19 protein-coding genes are annotated in these 19240 nt (G+C 60.4%); 14 read left to right on the top strand and 5 right to left on the bottom strand.

Going from position 1 to position 19240, the window contains the following annotated elements; genetic code table 11:
* Positions 1-2 precede the first annotated feature (2 nt).
* Positions 3-611 (bottom strand): superoxide dismutase, encoded by a 609-nt coding sequence (locus F4V43_RS17870; protein ID WP_150459626.1) that lies wholly within the window; start codon positions 609-611, stop codon positions 3-5.
* Positions 612-1004: 393 nt separating this feature from the next.
* Between F4V43_RS17870 and F4V43_RS17865 the strand changes: the two genes are divergently transcribed.
* The 5 genes from F4V43_RS17865 (at position 1005) to folE (ending at position 4435) form a co-directional block, all read left to right on the top strand.
* Positions 1005-1424 (top strand): GNAT family N-acetyltransferase, encoded by a 420-nt coding sequence (locus F4V43_RS17865; protein WP_150459625.1) that lies wholly within the window; start codon positions 1005-1007, stop codon positions 1422-1424.
* Between the two features lie 172 nt (positions 1425-1596).
* Entirely contained in the window at positions 1597-2211 is a 615-nt protein-coding gene (gene lepB / locus F4V43_RS17860) for a signal peptidase I (protein WP_150459624.1), read from the top strand.
* Between the two features lie 45 nt (positions 2212-2256).
* Positions 2257-3432: a tRNA epoxyqueuosine(34) reductase QueG gene (gene queG / locus F4V43_RS17855; RefSeq protein ID WP_223879953.1), complete on the top strand. Its 1176-nt coding sequence runs from the start codon at positions 2257-2259 to the stop codon at positions 3430-3432.
* 91 nt (positions 3433-3523) lie between these two features.
* Positions 3524-3775, top strand: a complete 252-nt coding sequence (locus F4V43_RS17850) for a YneF family protein (RefSeq protein WP_150459623.1) — start codon at positions 3524-3526, stop codon at positions 3773-3775.
* Positions 3776-3841: 66 nt separating this feature from the next.
* Complete coding sequence (folE, locus tag F4V43_RS17845; protein WP_150459622.1) at positions 3842-4435, top strand: GTP cyclohydrolase I FolE; 594 nt, start codon at positions 3842-3844, stop codon at positions 4433-4435.
* 144 nt (positions 4436-4579) lie between these two features.
* Here folE and F4V43_RS17840 read toward each other — a convergent pair whose 3' ends face one another.
* Positions 4580-5896, bottom strand: coding sequence for a 2-isopropylmalate synthase (locus F4V43_RS17840; protein ID WP_150459621.1), 1317 nt, complete (start codon positions 5894-5896; stop codon positions 4580-4582).
* 223 nt (positions 5897-6119) lie between these two features.
* Here F4V43_RS17840 and F4V43_RS17835 point away from each other — a divergent pair, with 223 nt between their 5' ends.
* Positions 6120-6620 (top strand): pyridoxamine 5'-phosphate oxidase family protein, encoded by a 501-nt coding sequence (locus F4V43_RS17835; protein ID WP_150459620.1) that lies wholly within the window; start codon positions 6120-6122, stop codon positions 6618-6620.
* Positions 6621-6777: 157 nt separating this feature from the next.
* Here the strand turns inward: F4V43_RS17835 and F4V43_RS17830 are convergent, their stop codons facing one another.
* Positions 6778-7839, bottom strand: a complete 1062-nt coding sequence (locus tag F4V43_RS17830) for a Fe-Mn family superoxide dismutase (protein WP_150459619.1) — start codon at positions 7837-7839, stop codon at positions 6778-6780.
* Between the two features lie 241 nt (positions 7840-8080).
* Complete coding sequence (locus F4V43_RS17825) at positions 8081-9142, bottom strand: alpha/beta hydrolase (RefSeq protein WP_150459618.1); 1062 nt, start codon at positions 9140-9142, stop codon at positions 8081-8083.
* Between the two features lie 231 nt (positions 9143-9373).
* Here F4V43_RS17825 and F4V43_RS17820 point away from each other — a divergent pair, with 231 nt between their 5' ends.
* Positions 9374-10120, top strand: coding sequence for an IclR family transcriptional regulator (locus F4V43_RS17820; protein ID WP_150459617.1), 747 nt, complete (start codon positions 9374-9376; stop codon positions 10118-10120).
* Positions 10121-10227: 107 nt separating this feature from the next.
* Here the strand turns inward: F4V43_RS17820 and acnA are convergent, their stop codons facing one another.
* Entirely contained in the window at positions 10228-12966 is a 2739-nt protein-coding gene (gene acnA / locus F4V43_RS17815; RefSeq protein ID WP_150459616.1) for an aconitate hydratase AcnA, read from the bottom strand.
* 224 nt (positions 12967-13190) lie between these two features.
* On the opposite strand from acnA, the gene F4V43_RS17810 reads away from it, so the two are divergent.
* From F4V43_RS17810 to F4V43_RS20045, 7 genes are all read left to right on the top strand, one after another.
* Entirely contained in the window at positions 13191-14246 is a 1056-nt protein-coding gene (locus F4V43_RS17810) for an amidase domain-containing protein (protein ID WP_150459615.1), read from the top strand.
* 15 nt (positions 14247-14261) lie between these two features.
* Entirely contained in the window at positions 14262-15359 is a 1098-nt protein-coding gene (locus tag F4V43_RS17805; protein WP_150459614.1) for a D-alanine--D-alanine ligase, read from the top strand.
* A gap of 189 nt (positions 15360-15548) precedes the next feature.
* The gene (locus tag F4V43_RS17800) at positions 15549-15872 is read left to right on the top strand and encodes a hypothetical protein (protein WP_150459613.1); all 324 of its coding nucleotides are present in this window, start codon (positions 15549-15551) and stop codon (positions 15870-15872) included.
* Positions 15869-16879, top strand: coding sequence for a UV DNA damage repair endonuclease UvsE (gene uvsE / locus F4V43_RS17795; RefSeq protein ID WP_150459612.1), 1011 nt, complete (start codon positions 15869-15871; stop codon positions 16877-16879). The genes F4V43_RS17800 and uvsE overlap by 4 nt, the downstream gene beginning before the upstream one ends.
* 119 nt (positions 16880-16998) lie before the next feature.
* On the top strand, positions 16999-17766 hold the full coding sequence (gene fabI, locus F4V43_RS17790) for an enoyl-ACP reductase FabI (RefSeq protein WP_150459611.1): 768 nt from the start codon (positions 16999-17001) through the stop codon (positions 17764-17766).
* 31 nt (positions 17767-17797) lie between these two features.
* Complete coding sequence (locus tag F4V43_RS17785) at positions 17798-18673, top strand: inositol monophosphatase family protein (RefSeq protein ID WP_150459610.1); 876 nt, start codon at positions 17798-17800, stop codon at positions 18671-18673.
* 65 nt (positions 18674-18738) lie between these two features.
* Positions 18739-19173: a hypothetical protein gene (locus F4V43_RS20045; protein ID WP_317983794.1), complete on the top strand. Its 435-nt coding sequence runs from the start codon at positions 18739-18741 to the stop codon at positions 19171-19173.
* Positions 19174-19240: the final 67 nt, after the last annotated feature.

Here is a 19240-nt window from a genome sequence, read left to right as displayed (position 1 = left end):
AATTATTTTGCGCTGTCGTAGCGCTTGCCCACGGCTTCCCAGTTCACAACGTTCCAGAACGCCTTGATGTAATCCGGGCGCTTGTTCTGGTATTTCAGGTAGTAAGCATGCTCCCATACGTCCAGGCCGAGGAGCGGAGTCGCGCCGTCCATGATCGGGCTGTCCTGGTTCGGGGTGCTGGTAACGGCCAGCTTGCCGTCCTTAACGGTCAGCCAGGCCCAGCCGCTGCCGAAGCGGGTAGTGGCCGCAGCCGCGAAATCTTCTTTGAACTTATCGAAGCCGCCCAGTTCCTTGTCGATGGCTTCAGCCAGCGCGCCGGTCGGAGCGCCGCCGCCGTTAGGGCCGATTGTCTCCCAGAACAGCGAGTGGTTAGCATGGCCGCCGCCGTTGTTGCGGACAGCCGTGCGGATCGCTTCCGGTACGGAGTTGATGTCGGCGAGCAGTTCTTCCAGGCCCTTGCCTGCGAGTTCCGGAGCCTTTTCCAATGCAGCGTTCAGGTTCGTAACATAGGTGTTGTGGTGGCGGTCGTGGTGGATTTCCATCGTTTGAGCATCAATGTGGGGTTCGAGTGCGTCGTTAGCGTAAGGAAGTGCCGGTAATTCAAATGCCATGGAAAAATCCCTCCTGAGTGGTATTGGAATTGATATGACCATTAAACCGCATTCGCTGGAAGAATGCAACACTAAACAAACACAAACGTTTGTTTAGTAAGGAGCCTTTGCCTCCGGGGAGGAGACAGCTGTTCGGTCCGGGAACACAAGGCTGACACTGCTTTACACAGATCGGGAAATTTCAAAAATTCGCAGGACTGAAATTCAATGAATTTACATAAATCTCGATGAAAACGCTTTATATAAAGCGCTTTCGGGAGAAATGTAATGATATCGCGAGAAAAGTATGTTTTAATACTACTAGAAGCAGGTATTCCTCGAAATTTGATGTTTCCACCCGCCTATCAAGGGAACTCCTTCAATCCATGCCAAAGAAAAGGGAGATTTTGAAGAATGCAGGTTCGATCCATTCAGTTAAGCGATTGCAGCTCGGTAATAGAGCTGCTGCAGACAGCCCTGTCTGAAGAATGTTTCGAGAACACGATGGAGCCTTTTTCCCGGCAACTGTCGTGGGACTCCGACTTGATTGTCGTAGCCGAAGAAGACGGCGCCATTGTCGGCGCGCTGATCGGCACGATCGAGAAGAACCAAGGCTGCTATTTCCGGATTGCCGTACATCCCGACTATCGCCGCAGAGGAATCGGCCGCAGTCTTGTACAGGCAATGGAGAGCCGCTTCCAGGCCCGCAAGGTCGGCGGGATCTATGTGGCGGTGGACGAGCATAACGATCCTGTACTGCCGCTCTACGAAGCGATGGGCTACGGAGAGAACAAGGCATTCCGCTCGGTGCGCCATTTAAGCATTGTGGGTTGACAGCGTTGTATCCGGTTCCAAGCCGGACAAGTGACCGTACTTATAGAAGCAAATGGAATTGAACCGGATGTGCCGGTTCCTTTATACTAGGCATATCCCCCGGGCCTTGAGGCCGGTTAGGGATATGCTTTTCTATTGGAAGACGGCTAACGGACCGTCGGAAGGATCAGCCATGAACGAACCTGAACGCGAAGGCGTTGCGCCCCAGTTCCCCAACCGTACCGACATGCACACCCGGCGCCGCCGGCTGCGGCGAAGAAGCGGCTGGAAGGGCGCTCTCCGGGATATTATAATTGCCGCAGCAGTCGCGGTGGCGGCGGTTACCCTGCTGAACCTGTATGTCTTCAACCTATCCGTCGTGGAAGGCCAGTCGATGCAGCCGACGCTGCTCGAGGGCGAACGGCTGTTCATTAATAAGATCGGCCTGCTCTTCACGCCCCCGGGAAGGGGCGAGATTGTCGTGCTTCATGATCCCGAAGACGGACCGCAGGCCAAGGAATATCTCGTCAAGCGGGTGATCGGCATTCCCGGCGACACGGTGGAGGTGCGGGAGCACGAATTGTACGTCAACGGGAGACCGGTGCCGGAGTCCTATACCGACGCGCCGATCGGCGATGCCGATTTTGCGGCGGTCACGGTCAGCCCGGATCATTACTTCGTGATGGGCGACAACCGCCGGTCCGGGGCAAGCCGGGACAGCCGGTTCTTCGGGGAAGTGGACGAAGAGCGGATTGTCGGACGGGCCTCGCTGATCTGGTGGCCGCTGTCCAAGTTCCGCGGGCTGTAGCGCCCGCGGGCAAGAAGAAGGCAATAATTAGAGGAGGCTTACTCAATGAACCCCATGAACCCGGCAGCGGAAGTATCCGCTTCCCGTCGCTGGGAACAACTGAAAGCCGAGCTGACATCGGCCGCGCCGGCGCTTGGCATTGACAGTATCGGGTTCGCCGCGGCGGACCCTTTTCTATATCTCAAAGAACGGCTGCAGCAGCACCGGGACCGGGGCCATGAATCCGGGTTCGAGGAGCCGGATCTGGACAAACGGACGACTCCGGCGCTTGCGGCCGGAACGCCGCGCTCGATTCTGGCGGTCGCGGTGGCCTACCCGTCCAAGATGAAGAACCCGCCGAAGTCGGAGCCCGGCGCGCGCCGGGGCATTCTGGCCCGCTCCGCCTGGGGGCGGGACTATCATCTGGTGCTGAGAGAGGCGCTGGAGAAGCTGGAGGCGTTCATCCGGGAGCGGGTGCCGGAGGCCGTCATGGAGAGCATGGTCGATACCGGCGTGCTGGTGGACCGGGCGGTGGCAGAGCGGGCCGGGATCGGCTTCAGCGGCAAGAATTGTTCGATTATTTCGCCGGAGTGGGGCTCCTGGATCTATCTCGGCGAGCTGGTGACGGATATCCCGTTCCCTCCCGACAAGCCGGTTGAAATGGGCTGCGGCGACTGCACCAAATGCATCGACGCCTGTCCGACGGGAGCCCTGGTCGGCCCCGGAGAACTCAACGCCCAGGCCTGCGTGTCCTACCTGACCCAGACCAAAGGCTACTTAAGCGATGAATATATGGCCAAAATCGGCAACCGGCTGTACGGCTGCGACACCTGCCAGATTGTATGCCCCTACAACCGGGGCAAGGATTGGGATCACCGGCCGGAGCTTCAGCCGGACCCCGAACAGGCCAAGCCGCTGCTGCTGCCGATCCTGGATCTCAGCAACAAGGAATTCAAGGAGAAGTTCGGCAGCAGCGCAGCTGCCTGGAGAGGTAGGAAGCCGATTCAGCGGAATGCGGTGATCGCGCTCGGCAACTTCAAGGAAGCCGGCGCGGCGCCGAAGCTGGCCGGGGTGCTGGCGGACGATCCCCGGCCGGAGCTGCGGGCTGCGGCGGCCTGGGCACTGTCCAGAATCGGCGGAGACGAAGCCCGCGAAGCGCTGGAGAAGGCCCGCGGACGCGAGCGCGAGGGCGAAGTGCTGGCCTATATCAGCCGCGGTCTGGAGCGGCTGGACAGCCGCTGATTTTCCAATTGCTGTCCCCAGAGTGAAATGCTATGATAGAATCGCGCGCTTGAGGCGCGCCAATATACAGAACGGGGTGGGCTTGTACACGATGAATATTGCGCTTCCTATTATCACCTTGATCGTTGGGCTGCTCGGCGGCTTTTTCATAGGCGTCTTCTATCTGCGCAAGCAGATGACACGGATGCAGAACGATCCGGACATGCTGCAGAAGGTAGCGAAGCAGATGGGCTACAATCTGAACGGCAAACAAATGCAGCGTGCTCAGCAGATGCTGAAGAACCAGAATCCGCCCGCACGCGGACAGGCTCCGGCGAACCGGGCGCCCAAGCGCAAGAAATAACCAGAATAAGAGAGCGGAAGCAGGCAGCCGTTTGAACGGCAAGAGCCGTCAGAAGGGAGTAGCCGCATGAGAGGCGTCAAGGATTGCCGCAACGTTAAAGTTGCGGAGAACCGGGAATTGATCGAGGGCCATATCCGCGAGATTCTGGAGCTGATCGGCGAGGACCCCGGCCGTGAAGGGCTGCTGGATACGCCGGCCCGGGTAGCCCGGATGTATGAAGAGATATTTGGCGGATACGCGGCGGACCCCAGGGAGACGCTCGGCGTAACGTTCGACGAGAGCCATGAAGAACTGGTTATTGTCAAGGATATCGTGTATTACAGCCAGTGCGAACACCATATGGCGCCGTTCTTCGGCAAGGTGCATATCGGCTATATTCCGAACGGCCGGATCGCCGGTCTCAGCAAGCTCGCCCGGCTGGTCGAAGCGGTCACGCGCCGCCTGCAGGTGCAGGAGCGCATTACCTCCCAGATCGCCGACATTATGGAAGAGGTGCTGGAAGCCCAAGGCGTTATGGTAGTCGTGGAAGGCGAGCATCTGTGCATGTGCGCCCGCGGCGTGAAGAAGCCGGGAAGCAAGACGGTTACGACGGCGGCACGGGGATTGTTCCGCGCCGATCCGGCGGCCAGAGCAGAATTTCTGGCACTTATCAAGGAATAGCACCGATACGGTTATAACAGAAGAGGCGGCCAGGTACGGGATTGACCCGTATCTGGCCGCCTCTTGGCGTATCGGGAGCCGGGGAGCGAAGGGCTGACCCCAAAGCACTCCATATCGGCGGCGATCCGGCGCTTGCGCCGGCTGTCAGACCTTCAGCATCTTCGTATACTCGGGAAGAAACTCCCGGGCCGCCTCCATCAGTTCCGCATCCGACAGACTGGTGGTCCGCCCGTCGCTGTACTGCTCCGCCACCCAGGCGGTCATCTTCTGGATGCCGGGATGCCGCTTGTCGATCGTCTCTCCGCCGGGAATCGGCAGATGAGCATTGACCCAGAAAGCGACCCCGGCTGCGCCGGCTTTGTCGGTGACCTGCACGCCGAGCGGACGGTTCAGCAGCTTGCCGGTATCAAAGATATTGTAGATTTCCTCGTTCTTCACCAGCCCGTCGGCGTGAATCCCGGCTGCGGTGACGTTGAACTGCTTCCCGACGAACGGCGTCATTGGAGGCACCTCGTATTGAAGCTCCCGGCCAAAGTATTCGGCCATCTCCGTAATCACCGTCAGGTCCACATCCGTATCGCCGGTCATGCCCATATACTCGATCAGCATCGCTTCAATCGGCGTATTCCCCGTCCGCTCCCCGAAGCCGAGCAGCGTACCGTTAACGCCCCCGGCGCCGTAGAGCCAGGCGGAGGCCGCATTCGTCAGCACTTTGTAGAAGTCATTGTGTCCGTGCCACTCCAGCATGGACGAGTCGATCCCGGTCTCGCTGCGCAGCGTGTGAATCAGCGCCGGCACGCTGCGGGGCAGCGCGGCGCCGGGATAGGAGACGCCGAGTCCCATCGTATCGCAGAGCCGGACCTTGACCGGAATGCTGCTCTGGCGGGAGAGCTCCATCAGCTTCTGGACAAAAGGAATAACCATGCCGGGAACATCGGCCCGGGTGACGTCTTCCAAGTGGCAGCGGGGACGGATTCCGGCTTCCAGCGCGGCTTCCACGATGCCCAGGTACTGGTTCATCGCTTCCTCGCGCGTCAGACCGAGCTTCAGGAAGATGTGGTAGTCGGAGATCGAGGTCAGAATGCCGGTCTCCTTGATGCCCATCTCCTTGACGAGCGCGAAATCCTGCTTGACGGCCCGGATCCAGGCCGTAATCTCGGGGAATTCATAGCCTTTCTCCATGCAGGCGTAGACCGCATCGCGGTCTTTTTGACTGTAAAGGAAGAACTCGGACTGGCGGATAATCCCCCGGGGGCCGGATAAGCGGTGCAGGAAATCGAACAGATCGGCAATCTGCTTGACGGTATAGGGCGGCCGGGCCTGCTGGCCGTCGCGGAAGGTAGTATCGGTAATGAAGATATCTTCCGGCAGGGCGGTGGGAACGGTCGTGCCATCCCATACAATGCGGGGAGGAGTCGAATAAGGGAACTGGTCACGGTAAAATTCGGGCTGCGCCGTCATGGCGAATCATCATCTTCTTTCCGGTTGAATAAATGCTTTAAGACGATGATACAGCGCAGTGCCATAATAAGTAAAATGAATAAATTCTATTTTATTGAAAGATTTTTTGTATCAATTCGGTCGCCTGGAGGCCCTTCTCGGGTTAAGGGGAGCAGAGGAAGGGTAAGATTAAAGGGTAAGATTAATTGTAGGCAATCCATCCTAAACAAGAGGTGACGCTACGATGAATCAACCGAATGATTGGAATGCAGAAGCCATCGACAAAGTGAAGGAACTGATTAAAGGAATGGACACCGCCATGCTGACCACGATCAGCGACAAAGGCCCGGTCTCGCGTCCCATGAAGACCCAGGAGGTCGAGTTCGACGGCGACATCTGGTTCCTGACGAAGAAGGATACCAGCAAATATCAGGAGATTCTCGGCAACCGCAATGTGAATGTTGTGTATGCCGGCAAGTCTTATGTCTCCGTTCGCGGAACCGCCGAGATTGTGGAGGATGCCGCGAAGAAGAAGGAATTCTGGAATCCGGTATACGAGAAAATGCTGGAGACTTCCTATGACGATCCCAACGTGGTGCTGATTAAGGTCCACGCAGCCGCTGCGGAGTACTGGGATACCGGAAGTATGGTGAAGAGCGCAATCTCTCTGGTCCGCAAAATCACCGGCTCCTCCAAAGACACGCATCTGAACGAGACGGTCGAGCTGGACGGAAGACAGCCCTGACCGGATCATTCGGCCGAACCTTCTGGCGGCTTTAAAATGACCCGGTAGTCATTACTCTCTATCCGGGCGGGGCGGGGAGCTTACAGGCCCTTTGCCCGGTCTTACAGCCCGCTCCCTAGCCGGAAGCGGGCTGTGAGACTCTTCTGGGCCAGAACGGCTAGAACGGCTGCCATTTCAACCGGCTGGCAGCCTCGAACCGCTCCGATACATACGGCCAGTTCACCACATTCCACCAGTCCTTGATGTAATCGGCGCGTTTGTTCTGGTGCTTGAGATAATAGGCATGCTCCCAGACATCCAGCGCCAGCAGCGGCACTGCATCCCACTGTGAGAGGTTCTGGTGCTTCTCTGCGGTCAGGATCTCCAGCCGCCGGCTGCGCGGGCTCCAGACGAGAATCGCCCAGCCGCTCCCTTCAACTTTCTCGGCCGCCTGGCTGAACTGCTTCTTGAAGGCGTCGTAGCTTCCGAAGTCGCGCTCGATCGCCTGCAGAAGCGGTCCGGTCGGCTGCCCGCCGCCCTTCGGCGACATTTCATCCCAGAAGATCGTATGCAGATAATGACCGGCTCCGTTGAACGCAAGCTCCCGCTCCCAGTGCTTCACCAGCTCGAAATCGCCGCTCCGGCGCGCGTTGGCGAGCTTCTTCTCGGCCTTGTTCAGACCGTCGACATACGATTGGTGGTGGATGTCATGGTGAATCCGCATCGTTTTCTCGTCGATATGAGGCTCCAGCGCATTGTAGGCATAAGGCAGCGGAGGGAGCGTGTGGCCTCCGATCGGTACAGACTTCTCCGTCTTCTCGCGAACCGGTTCGTCCTGGGGAAGGGCGGCGGGATAATTCTCCGACTCGCGGATCGGCTGCCGGAGCAGATCCTGGCCGGCCGGGAGCGCTTGGACCGCCGCGCTCTGTTCGGCCAGCGCTCCGAGCTGGCGGATGAACGCCTGCGACTGCGCCCGGGCTGCCGAGAGCAGCGTCCCCGTCCGGTCTGCTCCGTCGCGGGCGGAGCGGTCCGAAGCCGACACTTCTTCCAGCAGGCTGCGGGCCGCTCCTTCGGTCGCCTCGAAGACGCGGGCCCATTCGCCCAACAGATTGACATAAGGGGGCTCGAGCGCCGGGATATGGCGTATAAGGAGCTCTGCGTGCTCCTTCTCCCGTCTCTTCCAGAATATGATTTCCTCCAGTGTGCGCATTGGCGGTACAGATCCGTACACATACAGCATTCCGTCCGACCTCCCGTCATTGATCTCTCCTACAGCCTATGAGTCGCATCGGGGAGTCATACCTGCTTGATTGTGCACCGGAGTCCCGCTCGCCCGCTCTCCGAAGAAAGATGCGGCGGGCCTTAACCGCAAAACGCCAGCCCCAGGCTAATCCTGGGACTGGCGTTTTGTCGTTTAATAGAAGAAAAGTCCGCCGCGGCGACCGGAATTGAACGATGATGCCGGGCGGGCTGCCTCCGCTTTATCGGCCGGCAGAGTCGTCCGCGGCAGCCTCCGCCTTGGACTGGGCAGCCGCATATTCCTTCGCCAGCGGAACATTGCCCAGGAAGGCCGAGACCCGGCGCAAATATTCGCGCGGATGCTCGCGGAACAGCAGCTCATGATGGCTGCCTTTGACGATCCAGGAGCCGGAGTACGGGTTGGTCTGGCCAGCGGCCAGCTCCTCGGCGATGGCGTAGGGAGCCTTGACGTCACTGGTTCCGTGCAGGAAGAGAATCGGGAAAGGGTAGTCCTCCGACTTCACCTTCCGGTAAGGAATCTGGTCCAGCCCGGTTCCGTTAAGAACGGGGAAGAGCATTTCCATTATCTCCAGGGACGGATGCCGGGGGAGATCGATATTTTGCTTAATATTGTGGTAGAGGGTGTCCGGCTCCAGCAGGAACGTGCTGTCGAGAATCATGGCATCGATATCGCCGGTGCGCAGTCCGGCCTGCAGCGCCGTGCCCGCTCCCATCGAGAAGCCCCAGACGACGATCTCCTGCGCACCGCGCTGTTTGGCCAGCTGGACGGCGCCCAGAAGCTGCTGCGATTCTTTCTTGCCACCGGTGGCGATGTCCTTGTTGGTCTGGGAAGCAAAGCCGTAATCGAACATGACGACATTGAAATTCAGCTTGTGCGCATAGTGGGCCAGATCATACATCGGCACCCAAGATTCCTCGCGGTTCGCCCCGTAGCCGTGGCTGAACACGATGGTCTTGGTCGATCCTTCAGCCGGAATATACCAGCCCTGCACATTGCGGCTGCCGTCCATTGCCGGGAACGTGACGTCCTCGTATTCCAGGCCCTTGGCCAACATCGGATTGGAGAACAGCGGCGCGACGGTCGGGTTGGACAGCACCCAGGCGATGTAGCCGTGCAGCGAGATAAAACAGAAGGCGAAGAAGAAGAAGATCGAGAGCAGCAGCGCCCAGACGATATGGCGGAACCGGATCATCCGCAGCGACAGCTTGGGCTGCGTCTCGGACGGTGTGCGCTTGGATCGGGGGGAGACCGGCGTACCGGGCTGACGAGTGACTAGATCCATATGGGGTCCCCTCCTGGAATGGAATACGGTTAAGGCTCTGTATGACTTATGGATTAAATATTTAACTTTGTAAATTAATCGTAGAGTGCCGGCGGCGATAAGTCAATGAATCCGATGCTTTTGTAATGGAACTGTAAACTGGACTTTTGGCGGTCTTTTGTTAAGATAAGGGGAGTACATAGATATGTAACCGGGTTTCACATGATGAAACACTCGAAGGGGAGCTATACAATGGATGATGAACGCAAATCAACCGTGCGCGCCGTGGAGCGCGCTCTTGATATTCTGCTCTGCTTCACGCGAAGCACGGAGCTGAGCCTGACCGAAATTGCGGCCGCCATCAGCCTGCACAAGAGCACCGTGCACCGCCTGCTGGCGACGCTGGAGGAGAAGGGCTTCCTGACCCGCGATGCGGCCACGGACAAATACCGGCTCGGCATCCGCATCTGGGAGCTGTCGACCCGGCTGCCGGTCACCGGCGAGCCGGCGGCCCTGCTGCTGCCGCAGATGGAGAGCCTGCGCGACCGGCTCGGCGAGACGGTCAGCCTGTACCTGCGAGACGGTCTGGAGCGGGTGCGCATCCAGGCCGTTCAGAGCCACCAGGCAATCCGCCGGGTCGCGCAGATCGGGGCCCGGCTGCCGCTGTCGGTCGGCGCTTCGAGCAAAGTCCTGGCTGCCTATGCGCCGCCGGAGGTGCAGCAGCAGCTACTGGATGCTGCCGACTGGCCGGCCTTCATCGACAAGGCCGGCTATATCCGCCAGCTAGAGGAGGTCCGGCGGCTCGGCTTCGCCGTTAGCTTCGAGGAGCGGGAACCGGGGGCGGCAGCGGTAGCAGTGCCGATCGTCGGCCGCTCGGGCGCGGTCGCGGCGGCTCTGTCGCTGTCGGGCCCCGTCAGCCGTCTGTCGCGGGAGACGCTGGCGAACTACGCGGCGGTGCTGAAGGATGCGGCGGACGAGATGGGTCTGATGGTGCCGTGAGCGGCATGCAAAGAAGCAGCGCCGGAAGGATCGCATCTAGCGAGCTTCCGGCGCTGCTTTTATTTATTAAGAAGGTATGGATTTCAAAATAAAAGGGAGATCGGGGATTACTCCGCCGCCGCAGCCGCAGGCGAAGCATCGCTCAGCATTTGGCGCAGCACCGTCTGGAGAATGCCGCCGTTGTGATAGTAGTCAATGTCCACCATGCTGTCGAGCCGCGCAATGACCGGGAAGTCGAACTGTGTGCCGTCTTCGCGGGTTACGGTCACCGTCAGCTCCTGGCCCGGCTGCACTTCGTTGCTCAGACCGCTGATGTCGAACGTCTCGCGGCCGGTCAGACCGAGGCTGCCCCAGCCGTGTCCTTCCTGGAATTGCAGCGGCAGGACGCCCATGCCGACCAGGTTGCTGCGGTGAATCCGCTCGAAGCTCTCGGCGATGACGGCCTTCACGCCGAGCAGCAGCGTGCCCTTGGCCGCCCAGTCGCGGGAGCTGCCGGTGCCGTATTCCTTGCCGGCAATGACGACCAGATTCTGGCCGGCAGCCTGGTAGCGCATCGAGGCGTCATAGATGGACATCACTTCATCCGTCGGCAGGAAGGTGGTAACGCCGCCTTCCGTTCCCGGAGCCACCGCGTTGCGGATTCGGATATTGGCGAAGGTGCCGCGCATCATCACTTCATGGTTGCCGCGGCGGGAGCCGTAGGAGTTGAAGTCCTTGCGTTCAACGCCGTGCTCCTGAAGGTACAGTCCGGCCGGACTCGACAGCGAAATATTGCCCGCAGGCGAGATATGGTCGGTCGTTACGGAGTCGCCGAGCATGGCCAGAGCCCGGGAGCCGGAAATATCGGCGATGTCGTTCAGGCCGTCCGCCAGATTCTCGAAGAACGGCGGGTTCTGGATATAGGTCGAGTTCTCATCCCACTCGTACAGCTCGCCTTCGGGAACGGGAATGGAATTCCAGCGCTTGTTGGCGGTGAAGACATTCTCGTACTTGCGGCGGAACATCTCGGGGCTGACCGAGAGGGAGATCGCTTCGCGGATCTCGGCCGAGGTCGGCCAGATATCCCGCAGATATACCGGTTCGCCCTGCGGATCTACGCCAAGCGGTTCGGTCTCCAGGTCGATATCGACCGTTCCTGCCAGGGCATAGGCGACGACGAGCGGCGGAGAGCCGAGGTAGTTGGCCTTGACCTGGGCGTGCACGCGGCCTTCAAAGTTCCGGTTGCCGGAGATGACGGCGGCCACTGTCATATCGTTGTCGGCAATGGCCTGGGCGACCTCGTCCGGCAGCGGGCCGGAGTTGCCGATGCAGGTGGCGCAGCCGTAGCCGGCAACGTGGAAGCCGAGCTTCTCCAGCGAATCGAGCAGGCCGGCCTTCTCCAGGTACTCGGTGACGACCAGCGAGCCCGGCGTCAGACTGCTCTTGACGTAGCCCGGCTTTGTCAGGCCGCGCTCCACGGCCTTCTTCGCGAGCAGGCCGGCTCCGAGCATCACGCTCGGGTTGGAAGTGTTCGTACAGCTCGTGATCGCCGCAATGACGACCGAGCCGGTCTTCAGCACGCTCTTGCTGCCGTCCGGGTGGGACAGTTCAACGCCCTGGGCAATCTTCTCGTCACTGAGACCGTATCCGCCCTTGTCCACCGGTGTGCGGATGATGCCTTCCCAGTTCTCCTTCATATGCGTCAGCTCGATCCGGTCCTGCGGACGCTTCGGTCCCGCAAGGCTCGGTACGACGGAAGCAAGGTCAAGCTCAATGATGTCGCTGAATACCGGGTCCGGCGTGTCTGCGGTGCGGAACATGCCCTGGGCTTTGTAGTAAGCTTCCACCAGCTGAACCAGCTCTTCCGGACGGCCGGTGCTGCGCAGGTAGAACAGCGTCTCGTCGTCGACGGGGAAGAAGCCGATGGTCGCGCCGTACTCCGGCGCCATGTTGGCAACCGTCGCCCGGTCGGCCAGGCTGATGTTCGCGAGTCCGGGGCCGAAGAATTCGACGAATTTGCCGACAACGCCCTTCTTGCGCAGCATTTGGGTAACGGTCAGCGCGAGGTCGGTCGCCGTAGCGCCTTCCACCAGACTTCCGGTCAGCTTGAAGCCGACGACGTCCGGCGTAACGAAGTACAGCGGCTGTCCCAGCATGCCGGCTTCCGCCTCGATGCCGCCGACGCCCCAGCCGACAACGCCGAGACCGTTGATCATGGTCGTGTGCGAGTCCGTACCCACGAGCGAGTCGGGGAAGACGAGCGTCTCGCCGTCTGCGGTCTTGGTTGCGGCGACGGAGGCCAGGTATTCCAGATTGACCTGATGGACAATCCCGGTTGCGGGCGGAACGGCCCGGAAGTTGTTGAAGGCCGTCTGCGCCCAGCGCAGGAAGCGGTAGCGCTCCTCGTTGCGTTCGAACTCGACGTTCATGTTATATTCCAGCGCTTCAGGCGTGCCAAAAGCATCGACCATAACCGAATGGTCGATAACAAGGTCAACCGGCACCAGCGGATTGATCTGCTTGGGATCGCCGCCGGCTTTCTTGACGGTATCCCGCATGGCTGCGAGATCGACCACGACTGGTACGCCGGTGAAGTCCTGAAGCACGATACGTGCGGGAATGAACGGAATTTCCTTGTTGCGGTCGATATCTCCGCTCCAGCCGACGAGCTGCTTCACATGCTCTTCCGTAATGGCATGGCCGTCGAATTGACGGACGGCGGCTTCAAGCAGCACTTTAATCGAGAAAGGGAGGGAGGAAATGCGGCCGGGGTTCTGCTCTTCCAGAGCGTTCAGGTCGAAGTAGCGATACGTCTTGCCGCCCGCTTCGAGCGAACGGGCAATTTGAAACTGATCCTTGCTTGGCATGAATGCGCCTCCTTGTTTCATCTGGTGAAACAACATTTCATAAATTTCTATACTTTTAGTATAACGGTTACATCAGGGGGAGTAAAGGCTTTTTCCGTCCATTTCAGCCGAATTGTCCGTTCAACCGGATGGCTTCCAGCGTATAGCCGGCATCTTCCCTTCATATAAATGAGAAGCGGAAGCTTATGCGCCGGATGCGGCGACTTGGGAGGGGTGCAGGAACGATGGAACAGAACCAGTGGAAACAGGCGCTCTATTTATATGTAGACGGATGCAACCGGAGAAGGGTGGAGCCGCTCGTCCACGGCGGCGGTTATCCGTCCGGGGAGAGCGGAGGCCGCGGTCCGGACGCCGGTCTTCTGTCTCCGCAGCTCTCGGCGCTGGAAGCGGAGCGGGCGGCAGCGCTGGCGGAATGGTACCGGGAGCGGGGAATCACGCCCCGGCGCGGCGAGACGGGAGTCAAGGTGCTGCACGCTGCCGAAGCGGCAGGTTCGGTGACGGCCGAGGTGGAGCTGCACAGCGCATTTTATTATGAAAAAGGAGGCGCGACCCACCGCGAGGACCGGCTGGAGCGCGAAACGCTGATCTTCGAGCCGGCCGGAGCCGGCTGGCGTCTTCGCACCGTGAAGCGCCCGGTGCCGGAGCACCTTCCGTTTCGCCTCCCCGAGCCGGTCTTGGCGGGCGGGGGGCTTGCGGCGGACGACGCGGCGGCTCCCCGGCTCCCAAGGCCGCTGCTGGGCCGGCAGGTAACCGGTCCGGACTGCGTGCGGGAGGTCCGGTACCGGCGGGAGGAGGCGGCCGCCTATGCCGACCGGTGGTGGAACGGGGGCAACCCGGAGTACGAATTTTTCGAGGTAGACTGCACCAATTACGTCTCCCAGTGCCTCTTTGCAGGGGGTGCTCCTTTCCTCTATACTGGTAAAAGAGAAACGGGCTGGTGGTATAAAGGACGGATCGGCGGACAGGAGTGGTGGAGCTACAGCTGGGCGGTGTCCAACAGCCTTCGCCAATATCTGGAAGGAGAGCGGACCCAGGGTCTCCGGGCTGAATTGGTGGCTCGGCCGGAAGAGCTGCAGCTCGGCGACTGCATCCTGTACGACTGGGACGGAGACGGACGCTATCAGCACAGCACGGTTGTCGCCGCGTTCGACGCGGGCGGCATGCCGCTTGTCAACGCGCATACGGTGCCGAGCCGGCACCGCTACTGGGACTATCGCGATTCGTATGCCTGGACCGAGCGAACAACGTACCGTTTTTTTCATATTGCAGATTATTTATAAGAGAGAGGTACAGGAATGAACAACGCCAAAATTACCGTCGGTCTGGTGTACGGGGGGCGCTCGGGCGAGCATGAAGTTTCGCTGCAGACCGCTTTTGCCGTAATGAACGCCTTTGACTACGAGAAATATGCCATTATTCCCTTCTATATTTCCAAGCAGGGGGTATGGAAGATGGGAGAGCGTCTGGATTCCCCTCTTCGTGCGCCCGAACAGATGAAGCTGGAGAGCGTGGAGCCGGATATGGGCAAGGCGCTCAACGCCGTATTCGCGGGGCTTGCCGCGGGAGACCGGCAAATTGACGTGATGTTCCCGATGCTTCACGGAACGTTCGGCGAAGACGGGACGATACAGGGTCTTTTTGAAATGGCAAATATCCCTTACGTGGGTGCGGGCGTGCTGGCTTCGGCTGCCGGCATGGATAAGGTGGTTATGAAGAAGCTGTTCGACGAAGCGGGTCTGGACCAGTGCAAATACTGCTACTTCACCGCAGGCGTCTGGAAGCGCAAGAGCCATGATCTCATCTTCGATCTGGAGGACCGGCTCGGCTATCCGATGTTCGTCAAGCCGGCGAACCTCGGCTCCAGCGTCGGCATCTCCAAGGCTTCCGACAAGGAAGGCCTGATTCAGGCGGTGGAGACGGCGCTGCGCTATGATACCAAGGTCATCATCGAGGAGTTCGTCGATGCCCGCGAGCTTGAAGTCAGTGTGCTCGGCAACGATGATCCGGAAGCGTCCGTTCCCGGCGAGATTGTCTCTTCGGGCGACTACTACGATTATGCGGCCAAATACATCGACGGCAAATCGCAGATGCTCATTCCGGCTCCCGTCGATCCCGAGACGGCGGACCGGCTGCGCGAAGCGGCCGTGAAGGCTTTCCGCGCGATTGAGGGAAGCGGCATTACGCGGGCCGACTTCTTCGTCCGCCGAAGCGACGGCGCGATTCTGATCAATGAAGTCAACACGATGCCGGGCTTTACGCCGTTCAGCATGTATCCGCTGCTGTGGCGCGAGACGGGCGTATCGTATCAGGCGCTGCTCGACCGGATGATTGAGCTGGCGCTGGAGCGGTTCTCGGACCGGCAGAATCTCAAATACGACAACGACACGGTCTAGCGCGCGCATTCGCGTCTTGTCCGGAGGCTTCGTCCAAGGAGGCGGAGCGCGGGAACGGGCAGCGGGTATGCCGCGGCGGCGGTTAACCTATACTGGGCGTACGGGCCCGCGTTCCGGCCGGGCGGGGAAGCCTCCCCGCCGGCGGAAGAGGGATACAATCAGGCCGCTGGCCTTGAGGGAGATGGGACTATGGGATTTCAGACGGAGTTCAATTCGGTATGCAAGTTCAAGAATGAGCAGGAGCTGTACGAGCTGCTGGAATACGGGCGCACCAAGATGGTCAAGCAGGGCTTCCGCGTCTATCCGACCGGCCAGAAGGTCATCGCCTACACGCCGGACAACACGGCTGTCGCCATTGTGAAGATTTCGGCGTCCATCGCCGAAATCAACTTCCAGGGCCATGAAATTACAGCGGTCGAGATGGAGCTCGTCCGGAAGCTGAATGAGGAAGAGTCCCGGGTGCAGACCGCCCTCGCTTACGAGATGTTCTTCGGGGAACGGGCAGGCAAATGATTGTCCGCTTCGGTTATGTCGCAATGTCCACGATGATCCCCGACTGTTCGCCGTCCAAGACGATGACGATGGCTTCCTTCCGCAAGCTGGACGACCGCGAAGCGGCCATCCGCCGGCTGGAGAGCATTGCCCGCGGAAATCTGCACAACACGCTGCGGCTTCTGAAGCATAACGCCGGCTCGGACATCCGGGTCTACCGGATGACGTCCAAGCTGGTGCCGCTGGCGACGCATCCCGATCTCGCCGACTGGGACCCCATGACGGCTCTGGCCGCCGACTTTGCCGAGGTCGGCGCGTACGCGACGGACAAAGGGATTCGGGTATCGTTTCACCCCGATCATTTTACGGTTCTGAGCACGCCCAGACCGGAAGTGCTGGCGGCATCGGTGCGCGACCTGGAGCATCATGTGGACATGCTGGAAGCGATGAATCTGCCCGCCACCGCGAAGAACAATATTCATATCGGCGGAGCCTATGGGGACAAGCCCACAGCTTCGGACCGGTTCGCACGGCATTTCCGCGAGCTTCCGGAGCGGCTGCAGAAGCGGATCACGCTGGAGAACGACGACAAGACCTTCAATGCTCCCGAGACGCTGGCGGTCTGTCTGGATCTGGGCGTTCCGATGGTACTGGATATTCATCACCAGTGGGTCAACAATGACGGCGAGCGCCCCTGGGAGCTGTGGCCCGCCATTCTGCGGACCTGGCAGACTCCGCTGGCGCTTGCCGATGTGCCGGAAGGCGGGACGCTGCCGCCGAAGATCCACGTCTCCAGTCCGCGCGGACCGTCCGATCTGCGCAGCCATGCCGACGGGGTGGAGCCCGCGCCGCTCTTGTCGTTCCTCAAGCGGATCGCAGCGGACACGCCGGCCGTCGATGTCATGATCGAAGCGAAGGCCAAGGACGGCGCCCTGTTCGGGCTGATGGAGGAACTGAAGGCGATTGCCGCAATTCCCGGCAGCGGCGTCTCCTTGCGGGATGGAGCCTCGGTTGTCATCGAGTCCTAGGGAATCCGTCCCTCACTTGATCTGCCGGACGAAATAAGGTACGGTGAAGGCAGCGGGAGGCCGGGCATCCGCTTAGAGCCGGCGGTCTCCAATTCTAAATATAAGGGGAATCTGGAATCATGGGAGAATTGCTCGCAGGGAAGAATATTGTCGTAATGGGCGTGGCCAACGACCGAAGCATCGCCTGGGCGATTGCCAAGAGCCTGTCCGAACAGGGCGCGCGTCTGGCTTTTACATACGAGAGCGAACGGGTGGAAGGGCGTGTGCGCAAGCTGGCCGAGACGCTGCCGGGTTCCCTCATCCTGCCGTGCAACGTGACGGCAGACGAAGACATCGACACGCTGGCGGCGGTGCTGAAGGAAGAATTCGGCGTGCTGCACGGCATTGTGCACAGCATCGCTTTTGCCAAGGGAGAGGATCTGGAAGGCCGTTTTGCGGATACGTCCCGTTCCGGCTTTGCGCTGGCGCATGATATCAGCGCCTATTCCCTGGTGGCGGTCGCGCAGCGGCTGCATCCGCTCATGACCGAAGGCGGTTCGATTCTGACCATGACGTATATGGGCGCGCAGCGTGTAATGCGCAACTATAATGTCATGGGCGTGGCGAAGGCGGCGCTGGAAGCCTCTGTCCGCTATCTGGCAAGCGACCTGGGACCGGACAATATCCGCGTCAATGCCATTTCGGCGGGTCCGATCCGGACGCTGGCGGCCAAGGGCATCAGCGATTTCAATTCAATTCTGCGCATTGTGGAGGAGAAGGCGCCGCTGCGGCGGGGCACGGACGTCGCCGAGGTGGGCGACACCGCGATGTTCCTGATGAGCCATCTGGCCCGGGGCATCACGGGAGAGACGATTTATGTAGACGGCGGATACCATATTATCGGGTGATTGAACACGATCCAGAAAGCGAAGTGAAGTCATGAATGCGACCAATCCAGGCGGCCAGGAGCGCGAGCCTTACATCGTGACGGGGAAGGGCTACACGGCAGTCGCCATCAACGCGGCCGCCAAGGCCGGAGAATTCATCAAGAGCAGACAGGGGCAGATCAAGGAGGTCGGAACGAAGGCGTCCGCCCAGGATCTGGTCACTGAAGTGGACAAGGGCGTCGAGCAAATGGTGCGCCGGCTCGTGATGACGCATTATCCCCATCATGCCTTCCTGGGAGAAGAGAGTGTGGAACCGGGAACGCCGCTCGCGGATTTTGCGCGGCGCGAGGCGGAGAAGAACGAGTATTTGTGGGTGGTCGATCCGGTGGACGGCACCGTGAACTTCGTCCACGGCTTCCCGTTCTACTGTGTCTCCATTGCGCTGTACATCAAGGGCGAATTGTCGGTCGGCATCATCTATGACCCGATCCGCGACGAAATGTTCGTCGCCGAGAAGGGCAAGGGCGCCTACCGCCACGGCATCAAGACCCGTGTCTCGGCGGAGCGGAAGCTGGACGACAGCCTGCTTGCCGTAGGGTTCCCGCCGGACCGCGTGCATGCCCAGCCTGCCAATCTGGCCGGTCTTCAGGCGCTGCTGCCGAAGGTGCGCAGCGTCCGGGCCGCCGGATCGGCGGCGCTACATCTCGCCTATGTTGCGGCGGGCCGCGTCAGCGGCTACTGCGAATTCGGCCTCAGTCCCTGGGACTGCGCGGCCGGGGTGCTGATGGTGACGGAATCGGGCGGCACTGTGACGGAAATTTCGGGCGCGCCCTATACGATTGGCAGCCGGAACATTGCGGCAACGAACGGCCTGATTCATGACGAGCTGCTGACCACGCTGCGGGAATCCGGGGCTGCCGGAGAGTAAGCAGAGGGAAGAAGCAGCCCGGCGACCGGCCGGTGGAAGAAGCGCGAAGGGAGCGGGAATTCGGCATGGCAGAGAATGAAGAACGGAAGAACAGCCGAAGCGAAGAAGCGGCGGGAACCGGCGGTGAAGACGCCGAACTGGAACGCCGTCTGATGGAGCTTCTGGAAGCCGGAGAGCTGGTGGAACAGGGCGACGAGACCGAAGAACAGCTTCGCCGTCTGTCTCCGCGCTACGAGGTTCGCATCCAGACGACATTCGATCCCATTGTGGAGGAGACCGTCCGTTTCCGGCAGTTCGGCACCGAGCTGGATAACCGGTACGACAAGTACATGGAGCGGGCGCAGGCCCGGGCAACCGAAGCCGGCAGCGGGGCGGATACCGGGAGCGCCAAGCCTCCCGGCGGACCGGCATCCGGCGAAGCGGCGGTCCGGAAGACAGCCGAATCGGAGCCGGACGCTGGCGGGGCGCAGGACTCCGGGCCGAAGCGGACAGAAGACTGACGCCGGCGCTTGGCGGCAGGCCAAGAAGGAAGAAGCGGGGGCAAGCCCCCGCTTTTTTTCATGCAAT

The organism is Paenibacillus spiritus (assembly GCF_008710135.1).
Taxonomy (GTDB): Bacteria; Bacillota; Bacilli; order Paenibacillales; family Paenibacillaceae; genus Paenibacillus_AQ; species Paenibacillus_AQ glufosinatiresistens.
The sequence above is the reverse complement of the archived record's forward strand: the minus strand, read 5'-3'. Positions and strand labels throughout refer to the sequence as shown.